The organism is Roseibium sp. RKSG952 (assembly GCF_009711355.1).
Genome location: NZ_SMMF01000874.1, coordinates 2,309 through 16,168 on the forward strand (window position 1 = coordinate 2,309; position 13,860 = coordinate 16,168).

At 55.7% G+C, this 13,860-nt stretch carries 11 protein-coding genes; 6 read left to right on the forward strand and 5 right to left on the reverse strand.

Features of this window, described 5'->3' with window-relative positions; translation table 11 throughout:
- Window positions 1-78 precede the first annotated feature (78 nt).
- Window positions 79-1,656 (forward strand): efflux transporter outer membrane subunit, encoded by a 1,578-nt coding sequence (locus E1297_RS12630; RefSeq protein WP_155138606.1) that lies wholly within the window; start codon window positions 79-81, stop codon window positions 1,654-1,656.
- A gap of 4 nt (window positions 1,657-1,660) precedes the next feature.
- Here the strand turns inward: E1297_RS12630 and mprF are convergent, their stop codons facing one another.
- Window positions 1,661-4,270: a bifunctional lysylphosphatidylglycerol flippase/synthetase MprF gene (gene mprF, locus E1297_RS12635; RefSeq protein WP_155138608.1), complete on the reverse strand. Its 2,610-nt coding sequence runs from the start codon at window positions 4,268-4,270 to the stop codon at window positions 1,661-1,663.
- 157 nt (window positions 4,271-4,427) lie between these two features.
- Window positions 4,428-4,856 (reverse strand): Lrp/AsnC family transcriptional regulator, encoded by a 429-nt coding sequence (locus E1297_RS12640; protein WP_155138610.1) that lies wholly within the window; start codon window positions 4,854-4,856, stop codon window positions 4,428-4,430.
- Window positions 4,857-4,942: 86 nt separating this feature from the next.
- Between E1297_RS12640 and rocF the strand changes: the two genes are divergently transcribed.
- Genes rocF through E1297_RS12655 form a run of 3 tightly spaced genes read left to right on the forward strand, consistent with a single transcriptional unit; the run spans window position 4,943 to window position 7,833 of the window.
- Entirely contained in the window at window positions 4,943-5,863 is a 921-nt protein-coding gene (gene rocF, locus E1297_RS12645; RefSeq protein ID WP_155138612.1) for an arginase, read from the forward strand.
- Entirely contained in the window at window positions 5,863-6,783 is a 921-nt protein-coding gene (ctlX, locus tag E1297_RS12650) for a citrulline utilization hydrolase CtlX (RefSeq protein ID WP_155138614.1), read from the forward strand. Before rocF ends, ctlX begins: the two co-directional genes overlap by 1 nt.
- Before the next feature lie 6 nt (window positions 6,784-6,789).
- Entirely contained in the window at window positions 6,790-7,833 is a 1,044-nt protein-coding gene (locus tag E1297_RS12655) for an ornithine cyclodeaminase (RefSeq protein WP_155138616.1), read from the forward strand.
- A 50-nt stretch (window positions 7,834-7,883) separates the two neighbouring features.
- On the opposite strand, the gene E1297_RS12660 is transcribed toward E1297_RS12655, so the two are convergent.
- From E1297_RS12660 to dctP, 3 genes are read right to left on the reverse strand one after another with little or no spacing between them, the layout of a single operon-like run.
- Window positions 7,884-9,287 carry a TRAP transporter large permease gene (locus E1297_RS12660; RefSeq protein ID WP_155138618.1) on the reverse strand — a complete coding sequence of 468 codons (1,404 nt, stop codon included), beginning with the start codon at window positions 9,285-9,287 and terminating at the stop codon, window positions 7,884-7,886.
- 3 nt (window positions 9,288-9,290) lie between these two features.
- On the reverse strand, window positions 9,291-9,920 hold the full coding sequence (locus E1297_RS12665; protein WP_155138620.1) for a TRAP transporter small permease: 630 nt from the start codon (window positions 9,918-9,920) through the stop codon (window positions 9,291-9,293).
- A gap of 59 nt (window positions 9,921-9,979) precedes the next feature.
- Window positions 9,980-10,996 carry a TRAP transporter substrate-binding protein DctP gene (dctP, locus tag E1297_RS12670; protein WP_155138622.1) on the reverse strand — a complete coding sequence of 339 codons (1,017 nt, stop codon included), beginning with the start codon at window positions 10,994-10,996 and terminating at the stop codon, window positions 9,980-9,982.
- Between the two features lie 429 nt (window positions 10,997-11,425).
- Here dctP and acs point away from each other — a divergent pair, with 429 nt between their 5' ends.
- Both acs and E1297_RS12680 read left to right on the forward strand, forming a co-directional pair.
- The gene (gene acs, locus E1297_RS12675) at window positions 11,426-13,390 is read left to right on the forward strand and encodes an acetate--CoA ligase (protein ID WP_155138624.1); all 1,965 of its coding nucleotides are present in this window, start codon (window positions 11,426-11,428) and stop codon (window positions 13,388-13,390) included.
- 7 nt (window positions 13,391-13,397) lie between these two features.
- Window positions 13,398-13,860: adenylate kinase (locus tag E1297_RS12680; RefSeq protein ID WP_155138638.1), on the forward strand; the 463-nt coding region annotated here is incomplete at its 3' end.

The window sequence follows — 13,860 nt, forward strand, 5'->3', positions numbered from 1 at the left end:
GTTTCTGCGCCGTATCAACATGCGGCTTTACTCATTCGCCAACTTCATCCGACCACTGGATATCTGAGGATGCGCATTATGAAATGGCCCAATTCCAAGAAGCATCTGTTTGGAAGGCTTATGGGAACGGCCCTATGTGCGTCGATCTTTGTTGCTTGTGCCCCTGTTGGCCCAAATTTTGTCCGCCCCAACTCACCTGTGGTAAAACAGTGGATCGAAGTAAACAGCCCAAGCGCCAGCCAGAGCAGCGGCCTGACATCTCGCAGCGCGCCCGTTGTGAAGTGGTGGGAGACATTCAACGATCCTACGCTAAACAAGCTGATTGCCGAGGCCTACGCCCAGAACCTGACATTGCAAGTGGCAGGCGCTCGCGTCCTTCAGGCTCGTGCTCAATTGGGCATCGCGTTTGGAGAGCTATACCCTCAATCCCAAGCGATCGGCGGATCACTGCAACGCCGCCAGATAAGTGACAACCTTGGACCGGTTTCCGATATCAGGCAGATCATCCCGCTGGACACTGAGTTCTCGACCTCACAAGTCGGCTTTGACGCACAGTGGGAACTTGATGTTTGGGGCGCACAGCGACGTGGCGTTCAGGCGGCCCGGTCCAATCTGGCCTTGCAGGTTGCCAACTATGACGATGCGCTCGTTACCCTTACCGGGGACGTCGCTGCGCTGTACATCAATATCCGCGCTTTGCAGGAGTCACTCGCGATCGCACGCGAGAACATAAAGTTGCAGCAGGAATCCGCAGATCTCACACAACTCCGCTTCAACAACGGTGTCACGACCGAGCTGGACGTGCAGGAATCAACCGCCCTGCTGAACAACACCAAAGCCTTGGTGCCGACGATTGAAAGCGACCTGCAGCAAGCCAAGAACGCGCTTGCGGTGCTACTTGGCGCAACTCCGTCGCGCATGACGAACCTGCTGGGTAACTACGGTCGCATTCCAACCGCACGATCTAACGTCGCTGTAGGGGTTCCCGCTGAACTGCTGCGCAGGAGACCGGACGTCAGAGCAGCTGAGTTGGCTGCAGCGACCCAATCCGCGCAGGTTGGTATCGCCATGGCAGATCTCTATCCGCAATTCATACTGTCTGGCTCTGTTGGCCTTCAGGCTTCGGGTGGTCGCGATCTGTTCAGCTCGAACAGCAACACGGGTCTGGCAAGCGCCGGGGTAGTCTGGAACGTGCTGAACTACGGGCGCATACAGAACAACGTCCGGGCACAGGACGCCGCCTATCAGGCGTTGATCGCAAACTACCAGAACACGGTTCTGACCGCCTACTCTGAGGTGGAAAGCGCGATGGTCGCCTATGCTGAGGCACGTAAGCAGGTAACGTTCTATCAACGCAGTGTCGATGCATCCCGCAAGGCGGCCGCCATCGCAGTCGACCAGTATCGTGACGGCATCGCCAGCTATTCCAGAATTCTGAATACGCAAACCGCCCTGCTGCGTTCTCAGGCCAATCTGATTGAGGCAAGGCAACAGGTTTCTGCCAACCTGGTTGCCGTTTACAAGGGACTGGGTGGCGGCTGGCAAATCCGGCAAAATCAGGAGTTTCTGCCTGAAACCGTGCTTGCCGAAATGGCTTACCGTACGGATTGGGGCGACCTGCTAGAGGAAACGCCAACACGCGCCAGCCTGAACTGAAGGATTACTTCGTCAGCCCCCGCAGACCACCCGAGATCAGAATGTTCACCTCGTAAAGGATACGCGGTGCAGCCAGCCCCCCAGGGCTGGCTAGATAGTTCGGGCTCCACTCCGGTTCGAATTTCTGTTTGAATGAGCGCAATCCTTCAAAGTGATAGAATTGCTCGCCATGCTCATAGACGAACCCGCCAATCCGGTTCCAAAGTGACGCCAACTGCCGATTTTCAATGCCCGAAAAAGGCGCTGCGCCAAGAGAAAACCAATGGAAACCCTGCTCGGATCCCCAGACCATCATTTCCGCAAACAGAGCATCCATAACAAAGCTGGGGCTGTCAGGCTCATACCGCATCAGATCCAGCGATAATTCGGACTTATTTCCACCCTGAAACAGATTGGCAAATGCAACGATCTTTCCCGTTTCGCCATTTTTCAAAATCGCATGATCAAAGTAAGACAGGTATTCCTCGTCAAAACCGCCAAGGGCAAAGCCTTTTTCCTCACCAGATTTACCGGCAAGCCAGTCATCGGAAATCTGACGCAGCTCCGGAAGTATTGGGGCCAATTTCTCTTTCGGAACGATCTCGAATACATACCCCTCTCGCTCGGCACGGTTCTTGGCCTGCCGAAAACGCTTGCGCGGCTTTCCGTCCAGAGAGAAATCCTCAAGAGGAACGCGGGCAACCTCTCCGATCTTCAGGATCGAAAGTCCCAAATCCAGAAACGTGGGCAGATACTTGGTCGACACACTATAAAATGCGCAAAGCTTTCCTTCGCGATCCGCCATCTCGCGCAACTGCCAGATCAGTTGTTGACCAGCATGCTCTTCACCAACCGGTTCACCTTTACTGATCAGGGCATTGCCCGTATCGGCGTAAGCGATGAATGCAGTTTCATCGGGGGAGATCAGGAACTGCTTGTCACCGGTCAGGGAAATCTGCGCCTCAGTGTCTTCGCTTTCCATCACAAGGCGTTCAACAACCTCGGGAATTTCAGTGCGCTTTACCTGAGGAATTTCGCGCCCGAATAGCGAATTCACGGCAACGACACCCAATATCACCGCAACAACCAGACTCGATCGCAGGAACCGTGACGCATCACCATTCCAGGCAAATTCCCACCACAAAGCGTTCTGGTACTCAACGTGTTTATAGGCAAACAAGCCGACCCAAAAGATCACAGCCAGCAACGCGATGACACTGACAAGCCAGGGTATATTCAGACGAAAGATTGACGCTCCGCTGACCCTGTAAAAAGCCCCCTTGAACAACGCGAGGAGTGCGATTGTACCCAACATGCTGAGCGCTTCATGTGTGTCCAATCCCTTTGCAAGCGAAGCAAAGAAACCGGCCAGCATCAGGATCATGGCAACGATCCAAGCCCGGTACAGCTTGCGGAACAACCCTCGGGACACAAGGATCAACAGCACGCCTACCGCACTGCCCACCAAATGTGAGGCTTCGACAAAGGACAAAGGCAGAAACTCTCGCAATGCACCCAGACTCTGCGAACTGGCTGGCAAGGCGCCGGATACAAGCAAGATCACACCAGCTACTGCCGCAATACCCGCTGCTACCATCGGGACAATTGGCCGGATCACCCTGTAGACCCATGTTGCAGCCCCACCGATCCTATGGCGTTGGGTCAATGCTGATGCGACTGCGATGGATACGCTTGCGATACCAAATGGCAGAAACGTGTAAACCACCCGATAGAGCAGCAACGCAGCGATCACATCCGATCGCCCCGATGCGCCCAATCCGGCAATCAACGTTGCCTCGAATACCCCCAGGCCACCCGGTGCGTGGCTTAATATGCCGACCGCGATAGCCGCGATATAAATTGTAAAAAAGTACGGGTAGCCAACACCAAGATCATCGGGCATCAGCACATAAAGTGCCATGGATGCTCCGAACAGGTCACCAACGGCGGCGACAGTCAGCAAACCAGCCAGACGCCCTCCGGGAAGATTGAAACCAACCCCAGCGAAAGCAAGCCGGCGACCACCGCTCGAAAGCCAGATAAAGAGTGAGATCAGACCAATAAGCATGGCGACACCGATCGAGGTTTCGGTGATCTCACTTATCGGCATCACCTTCGAGATACCGTCTGGGTGAGTAGTCAACAGAATGCCCAGTATCAGAACCAATCCCATCCAGAATGCGACCCATGAAGTGGCGATCACTCCGGCCACGCGACCCAAATCAAGCCCCAGAGATGCGTATATGCGATACCGAATGGCGGTTCCTGTTATGTATGAAAAGCCGAGGCAGTTCGAAACCGCATAGCCGCTAGCCCCCGCCATTCCGGCGACCGGCAGCGGCACCTTTCCTTCAGCGACGCTCTGAACCGCGAAAACATCGTAAAATGAAAGTGAGAGAAAACTGAAAGCTGTCCAGCAAACGGCAAAGAACAACAGACGCCATGATGTGCCTGCAATGTCGGCTTTGACATCCGCCCACTTCACATGCGCAGACAGATCATGCAGCACCGTCAGTGCAATCAGCGTGATCAACAGTGGAATTGCCAGCCTGACCCAAGGTTTTTCCAGCAACTCGGTAATGCGTTCTACCCAACGCACCGCTCGCGATTCTTCGCCTGTTTCTTGTATGGACATATTGAGCTTCCCTGCCCTGCTGCCGCATTTGGACCAATGGATCTCGCAGCAAGAAATATGCCCCGAAATCAAATCGGTCGGTTACCGAACTTTGGCACAATTTCGTTGATCTTCAAAGCACTGCACGCCAGGAAGGACAGGAACTGAAAAGCAGAGGTCAATAACGTCCCTTGCGGGTCGACAGCAGCAGATTGGTTTCTGAACGCGTAATCCCTTCCATCCGGCGTATCTGGAACAGGACCTCATCCAGCTCAGCCAACGTATCTGCCCAGATTTCCGCAATCAGGTCCCAGCTGCCATTGGTCGTGTGTACTGCCCGCACCTGCCGCATGGCTGCTATTCTGGCCATAATTCTCTCGGTTCCGCGCCCTTCGATCTCAAGCATCATGAGACCGCGCACCGGGCTTTCCGCAACATCGCGGCGGGTCAGCACTGTAAAGCCAACGATCTCGCCCGATTGCTTCAATCGTTGAAGCCTGCTGCGCACCGTGGTCCGCGTCACACCCAGCAGTTCGGCCAGTTCAGATAACGAGGCACGGGCATCCCGATGCAGAGCGCTGAGCAATCGACTATCCAAATCGTCCATATGTGCTTTCCAATTTGTATGAGAGGGTTTCATTTTGAACATTTTGCTATCTTCCTGCAACCCATGCTGAGCCGGTAAATGAACGTATGGATAAAAAGAACGTCATTCTGATCGGCGCTCCGATGGACGCCGGCAAACAGCGTCAGGGCTGCCGGATGGGTCCCGACGCCTATCGCGTCGCAGGTATCGAAGCAGCGTTGGCAACTTTGGGCCACACCGTCACAGATCTAGGCGATACACGACCTGATGTCGTCGATATGCCCGAGCATTCACATCTGTTTGCTCTGCCTGAGTGTGTGGGTTGGACGCAGGCCCTGAGCCGTGCCGCAGAGGAAGCAGCAACGCAAGGCCTCCCAATTTTCATGGGCGGGGATCATGCGCTATCGATGGGCACCGTTACTGGTATGGCCGCTCATGCCCAAAAGATCGATCGCCCTCTGTTCGTTTTGTGGCTGGATGCCCATAGTGACTTTCACACGCCGAACAGCACCGGCAGCGGAAACCTGCACGGAACGCCCGTCGCCTATTTCACGGGACAACCCGGCTTTGATGCGTTTCCCAAAGTTGCCGCGCACGTCCCTACGGACCGCGTCGGCATGATTGGCCTGCGTTCAGTGGACCCGGAAGAGCGCGCAGCACTGGAAAAAGACAGTGCAATGCTGGCTGACATGCGCACCATCGACGAACACGGGATCAAGGCCCCGCTGCTGGCATTCCTTGACAAGGTCCGCGCCGCCAACGGCATTTTGCATGTTTCGCTGGACGTGGACTTTCTGGATCCTGCCATCGCGCCTGCCGTTGGAACAACGGTACCAGGCGGCGCAACCGAGCGCGAAGTACATCTGGTCATGGAATTGCTGCACGAAAGCGGGCTGGTCTGTTCGCTGGATCTGGTCGAGTTGAACCCATTTCTGGATGAGCGCGGCCGGACCGCCAAGCTGATGGTCGATCTGGCTGCATCGTTGCTTGGCCGTCGCATCTTTGACCGCCCGACGCGGAGTTTCTGATGCTATCACTTCAGGCCCCCCCCGCTGTTGTGATGATCCGTCCACATGCGTTTACTTCGAATCCCGAAACGCATGGCGACAATGCCTTTCAAACACTTTCCAATCGCTCAGTCGAAGCGACCTCAATGGCCGCACGGGATGAACATGATCGCGCTGTTGAGCAATTGCGTTCGGCCGGCGTCACGGTTCACGTCTTTGATGACGAAGGTCAGGACAATACGCCGGACAGCGTGTTTCCGAATAACTGGTTTTCGACCCATCATGGCGGGCATGTAGCAATCTATCCAATGTTCGTCCCTTCACGCAGGCGCGAACGGCGGATGGATGTGATCGAGCTGCTCAAACAGGAGTACCGCGTTCAGGACGTGATTGACTATTCGGGTTTGGAACAAGATGACCTTGCACTGGAAGGCACTGGTGCGATGGTGCTCGACCATGTGGGGCGCATTGCTTATACGGTCAAATCCAATCGCGCAGACCCGGTCCTGCTTGAACGCTTTTGCACGCATTTCAACTATGAACCGATCGCATTCGAAGCACGTGACGTTGATGGTCGTGACGTTTATCACACCAATGTTCTCATGGGCATTGGAACGCATTATGCCCTGATTTGTCTGGATATGATTGCAGACACCGAACGCCGCCAGACTGTTCGTAACCGGCTGGAGGAATCCGGGCGAACAGTGATCGATCTCAGCCACGAACAGATTGCGGAATTCGCGGGAAACGCAATCGAGCTCTCGGGACGCGATGGATTGGTCCTTGCGCTTTCCAGCCGCGCGCTTGCAGCGCTCAGACCCGAACAGATTCAAACAATCGAAGCGAGCGCGACGCCGCTGCCGCTCTCGGTTCCCACAATTGAAACAGCAGGTGGATCGGTGCGGTGTATGATCGCCGGCATCCACCTTTCGCGCCGATAGGAGTGCATGATGCAACCATCAGACAAGGCCCTTGTACCCTTCGTTTCCGTCGACAACATGATGCAGCTTGTGCACCACATCGGTGTCGAGCGGGTGATCACCGAAATTGCGGCTCAGATCGAATCCGATTTCAAACGTTGGGAAAGCTTTGACAAAACGCCCCGCATTCCGGCGCATTCACCCCATGGCGTGATCGAGCTGATGCCCACCTCGGATGGTGAGGCCTACGGGTTCAAATACGTCAACGGCCACCCCAAGAACACCTCGGAAGGGCTGCAAACCGTCACAGCGTTTGGACTTCTGGCGGATGTCTACACCGGCTACCCTACGCTGCTAACTGAAATGACCATCCTGACAGCTTTGCGGACGGCGGCGACATCGGCACTTGTGGGCAGCTATCTCGCGCCGAAGGGTGCGACCACGATGGCGATGATCGGCAATGGGGCTCAGTCAGAGTTCCAGTGCCTCGCATTCAAGGCGATGTGCGGAATTGATACGGTTCGACTGTATGACATCGACGCCAACGCCACAGCCAAATGCGCAACCAACTTGCAAGGCAAAGGGCTTACGGTTGTCCCGTGCAAAACGGCTGAAGAGGCAATTGAGGGCGCCCAGATCATCACCACCTGCACCGCTGACAAGAAATATGCCACGATCCTGACGGACAACATGGTCGGACCCGGCGTCCACATCAATGCCATTGGTGGCGATTGCCCGGGCAAGACTGAACTGCACAGTGACATTCTGTTGCGATCCGAAATCTTTGTGGAATATCCTGAGCAAACACGGATTGAGGGTGAAATTCAGGCACTTGATGACGATCATCCGGTAACTGAAATGTGGCAAGTGATGACTGGTCAGGCCAAAGGGCGAACCGATGATCGGCAGATCACATTGTTCGACAGTGTAGGCTTCGCGATCGAAGATTTTTCGGCTCTGCGCTATATCAAAACAGCGATTGAAGGCACTGAATTCTTTGAGCCTTTGGATATGCTCGCAGACCCTGACGATCCACGTGACCTGTATGGAATGTTGATGCGGGCAAAATAAGAACCCGCACATTCAGGCAACTCGCCCCGGCCATTGGCCGGGGCTTTTTTCTATCCTGCAAGGGATGGCAGATACAAAACGATACCCGGGAACGCGACCAGCAGCGCGATGGTAACTGCGTCAGCCACAAAGAACGGTGTGACACCCTTGAAGACATCCTGAACGCTCAGATCCGGACGTACACCTGCAACCACAAAACAGTTCAGGCCAATGGGCGGCGTGATCAGACAGAACTCTGCCATTTTGACCACCAAGATGCCGAACCAGATCGCACACATGGGGCCGGACATACCAAAGGTACTTTCGGCAGCACTCACAGCTTCACCACCGTTCAGAGCCATCACAGCCGGATACACCACAGGCAGCGTCAGCAGCAGCATACCGATGGCATCCATGAACATACCCAGCACCGCATAAGCCAGCAGGATGCAGATCAGAATCAGCATCGGTGACATTTCGAGCGAGGTTATCCAATCCGAGAATGCCCCCGGCAGGTCCGCAAAACCCAGAAACCGAACATAGATCAGAACGCCCCAGATGATGGCAAAGATCATCGCCGTCAGCTTTGCGGTCTCTAGCAGCGCTGATTTGAACTCGGCCCAACGCATGCCGTGAAACAGCGCAAAGCAGAACACGATAAAGGCTCCGATGGCTCCACCTTCCGTTGGTGTACCCCATGCGTCTTCACCGAACGGGTTATAGACAAAGCAGATGATGATCAGAACCACGGCAACAATTGGCAACGCACCGGGCAATGACGAGAAACGCTGTTTCCATGTGAACCCTCTGACTGGCGGTCCCACGGATTTGAAGACCACTGCGATGCCAACGATCAGCAACCCATAGATCAGCGCCGAGAAGGCGCCGGGAATAAACCCTGCAAGCAGCAGCATACCCACGTTCTGTTCAACAATGATCGCATAGATCACGAGGATCGCCGACGGCGGTATGAGCGACGCCAACGTACCCCCGGCAGCCACCACGCCAGCCGCAAAGCGTTTGTTGTAACCGACATCCAGCATTTCAGGGATTGCGATACGGGCGAACACCGCCGACGTGGCAACAGATGCGCCAGAAACGGCTGCAAAACCTGCCGTCGCAAATACTGTCGAAACCGCAAGCCCCCCCGGGACCCAGGCAATCCAGCGCTTGGCCGCCTCGAACAAAGCCCGGGTCAGCCCTGCGTAATAAGCGAGGTATCCGATCAGGATGAATGTCGGGATCAGGCTGAGCGTATGTGATGCAACCTTAGAATGCGGCACCTGCCCCGCTGTCTTTACGGCAACGGTCAGCGCCTTTCCGAAACGATCCGGATCATAGCCAAACTTGGCCCAGAAAATCCAGACAAGCCCGACGAGCCCAGCCAACCCCGCAGCAAAGGCAACGCGCATTCCGGTGACGACAAGAACCAACAGGCCGCCTGTAACCCACAGGCCAATTTCGATCGTGTCCATGTGTTAGTCCTGCCCTTCAAACTGCTCGGCTTCGGCAGCTGCCTGCGCCGCCGCGTCTTGTATCAACGGCACCGCAACCGGAGTTTCCAACCCCAGCAGGAAAGCACGCCCATATCCCCACACTTGCAGAACCAAGCGAACACAAAGCACCGAAAATGCTACGGGTGCCAATAGTTTGGCAGGCCAAATCGGGATGCCGATATCGATCGAGCTGTCGCGGCTCCACATCGGGGCACCAAAATCAAAAGACCGGTCAAAATGCGCCCAACTGCCCCAGACCAGCGCCAGCATGAGAACAAGGATCAGCACGACTGACAACAGTTCGAACAACCACAGCGCCCGACCATGCAGACGAGAGATTACGATATCCATGCGAATATGCCCGCCGTCACGCTGAACATAAGATATGCCAAGAAATGCGATCAGCGGCATCATCTGTTCGATCCAGTCCACGTAACCCGGCAAGGGTACATTGACTGCGTTGCGCCCGCTGACGGAAATCACAGCCAGCAGCATCAATCCAAACACCGCCAGCCCGCTTATGAGGGCAAGAAACTTCTCAATCCCAAGCAAACGACGATCAAGACGGCTGAGCAGACTGCCGTCTTCCAATACCGTGGCCTGTCCTGCCATCCGGTAATCCCCTGTTTCTGAAAGTGACCGGGCGCCTTCTGGCGCCCGGGTTTTGTCGATCAGTTACCGCTGCGTTGCTGTTGCAACGTCGTCTGTACCAGATCATAGAGATCCTGCGCAGGCAGGCCCTGAGCGGACATGTCGGCAATCCACTGTTCGCGGATCGGGTCTGCTGCCTTGGCGCGGAAATCGGCAATTACAGCGTCGTCGATCATGACTTTCTGAACGCCTTTTTCATCAAGCACACCGTCCCATTTCTCGAGCAACGAGCCATAATTTGCCAGATAATGGTCGATGGCTTCGTCAATCGAACTGTCCAGCGCTTCACGATGTTCCGGCGACAGCGCTTCGTATGCTTCGATATTCACAACCACCGGGCAGTTCACCGTTCCGGGGTTCAGGTTGGCGGTCCACCAATCTGCTTCGTTGATGGTTCCGAACGACAAATGTGCGTGCTGTGCAAACGCTACGGTGTCAACCACACCGGATTCCATTGCGTTGTAGGCTTCGGTTGCGGGCACGGATGTGGGCACACCCCCTACTGCTTCGAACGCCTGACCCAGACCACCGGTTGCGCGGACACGCATACCATCGAACTCAGCCAGTTCATCCCGCGGATCACCGGTTCCGACCAGATTGTACTGCGGCATCGGCGAGGTCATGATGATGCGCGCGTTCCACTGCGCCATCTCATCCTTTACAGCCGGATGATCATATACTGCATGACTAACAGCCACTTCTTCGTCCAGCGTGTTTACACCCAGGAACGGAAGCTCAAGCACGGTAATGGCACGGTTCTTGTCGCGGTGATATCCAGCACAGAACTGAGCCATTTCAAACGCGCCGATTTCGATGCCGTCCAGATTCTCTTTCGGCTTTGAGAGGCCGCCATAGCTGACGTTGATCGTGAAATCGCCGCCGGTCTTTTCACTCACCAGTTCTGCAAGCTTTTCAACATGTTCGGTGAATGCGCGGCGCTTACCCCAGACTGAGGCGTTCCATTCTGTTGCGACGGCTTCTGACGCGAACGCAACACCCAAAGCGGCAACAGCAGCGCCGCTCAACATCTTTTTCATAGTGATTTCTCCCATTGTTGCACCCCCTTGCCGGGGCGCTTAGGCCCAAAGCTAGCGCCAACATCGGTATGTGCCAACCCCCGGGTGACATTCCTGATCAAGGGTGAACGGAACCGTCATGCGCTAACAACCAAAAGATGATTCCAGAATGACTTTTACTGAATATCGAGAGGCCGATTGCGACCTTAGAAATCCGTTACAGCCAAGTCATTATTTTCAATGTATTTTCACAAATCACACGAGATTATATTTACAGATTTTCAAGGTATGATGAAACTAATTTACAAACTAATCCTGAGATATCTGTAATTTATTTCATTGTTTTCAGCTCTCCGTATTATTGCCACCAGGGAGGATATGGGTCGACATTGCCGGTTCAGCAGGCAAAATCGGCCCAGTTCAATATAGTCCAGAGGGAGGAGCCTCAGAATGACAACCGCTGCCCAGGCAGATGCCACGACCTTTCCGCCGTCCGCCGACACTGTAGCCCGCGCGCATGTCAACGCTGAAAAATACAACGAGATGTATGCGGCCTCCATCAACGACCCTGTGGCGTTCTGGGATGAGCAAGGCAAGCGTGTGGATTGGATCAAGCCCTACACGCAGGTCAAGGATGTCAGCTATGACTTTGGCTCGGTTGGAATCAACTGGTATGCAGACGGGACGCTGAACGTTTCCGCCAACTGCCTGGATCGACATCTGAAAACCCGCAGCGATCAGACGGCCATCATCTGGGAACCGGATGATCCAAATGACGAAGCGCAGCACATCACTTATGCCGAGCTGCACCGTCGCACCTGCCGGATGGCCAACATTCTGGAATCGATGGGCGTGCGCAAAGGCGACCGGGTCGTTATCTATCTGCCGATGATCCCCGAGGCGGCCTATGCCATGCTGGCATGCGCCCGGATCGGCGCAATCCATTCGATTGTTTTTGCTGGATTTTCCCCCGACGCTCTGGCTGCCAGGATCAATGGCTGTGACGCCAAGGTTGTCATCACCGCAGACGAAGCCCCTCGTGGTGGTCGTAAAACCCCGCTGAAATCCAACGCCGACGCTGCCCTGCTGCACTGCAAGGACACCGTGAAGTGCCTAGTCGTAAAACGCACCGGAGGCCAGACCACCTGGATCAACGGTCGCGACTATGACTACAACGAAATGGCGCTTGAGGCGGATGACTACTGCGCGCCAACTGAGATGAGCGCCGAAGACCCTCTGTTCATCCTTTACACCTCAGGCTCGACCGGTCAGCCCAAAGGTGTCGTCCACACGACCGGCGGATATCTGGTCTATGCGGCGATGACGCATGAGATCACGTTCGATTACCATGAAGGTGACATCTATTGGTGTACCGCGGATGTTGGCTGGGTCACGGGCCACAGCTATATCGTCTATGGCCCGCTGGCCAACGGTGCGACCACACTGATGTTCGAAGGTGTGCCCACCTATCCGGACGCCTCGCGCTTCTGGCAAGTTTGCGAAAAGCACAAGGTGAACCAGTTCTATACCGCTCCAACTGCGTTGCGCGCTCTGATGGGGCAAGGCAACCAGTGGGTCGAGAAGTGCGACCTGAGCGATCTGCGCACGTTGGGCACAGTCGGCGAGCCGATCAATCCAGAGGCCTGGAACTGGTATAACGAAGTGGTTGGCGGTGGACGTTGCCCAATCGTCGACACCTGGTGGCAAACCGAAACTGGCGGTCACTTGATGACTCCCCTGCCCGGTGCTCACGCGATGAAGCCCGGCTCGGCAATGAAACCGTTCTTTGGCATTCAGCCCGTGGTTCTGGACCCTCAGTCCGGCGTCGAGATCAACGGCAATGGCGTCGAAGGCGTTCTGTGCATCAAGGACAGCTGGCCCGGCCAAATGCGCACCGTTTGGGGAGATCACGAACGGTTCGAGAAGACATATTTTTCAGACTACAAAGGCTACTATTTCACCGGTGACGGCTGCCGCCGTGACGAGGATGGTGACTACTGGATCACCGGCCGTGTTGACGACGTGATCAACGTCTCAGGTCACCGTATGGGCACTGCCGAGGTCGAAAGCGCTCTGGTCGCACATGCCGCTGTGGCCGAGGCCGCTGTGGTTGGCTACCCACATGAAATCAAAGGGCAAGGTATCTACTGCTACGTCACTTTAATGAACGACCGTGAACCTTCGGATGAGCTGTTGAAAGAGCTGCGCACCTGGGTACGGACCGAGATCGGCCCGATAGCGTCGCCCGATGTAATCCAATGGGCCCCTGGCCTGCCCAAGACCCGTTCTGGCAAGATCATGCGTCGTATCCTGCGCAAGATTGCCGAGAACGACTTTGGCTCGCTAGGTGACACCTCGACTCTGGCCGATCCTTCGGTGGTCGAAGATCTGATTGAAAACCGTGCGAACAGGTGAGGATGTGATGGACGCTGCCACGATCACCACACCCGCTGTTCTGATCCTTCTCGGCCCTCCGGGCGCCGGGAAGGGTACCCAGGCGAGGATGCTCGAAGACAAGTTTGGACTGGTCCAGCTCAGCACCGGCGACCTGCTGCGCGCCGCTGTTGCGGCCGGGACAGAGGCTGGCAAAGCCGCGAAGGCGGTAATGGAGGCCGGTGATCTGGTCAGTGACGAGATCGTCATCGCTATTCTGCGGGATCGCCTGGCTGAACCGGACTGTGCCAAGGGCGTCATTCTGGACGGTTTCCCGCGCACCACGGTTCAGGCCGAGGCACTGGACGGGCTGCTGGCGGAAACCGGGCAGAAGATCAACGCAGCGATCAGCCTTGAGGTTGAAGACGCTGAAATGGTGAAACGCATCTCGGGTCGCTACACCTGCGCCGGATGTGGCGAAGGATACCACGACACGTTCAAGGTCCCGGCGG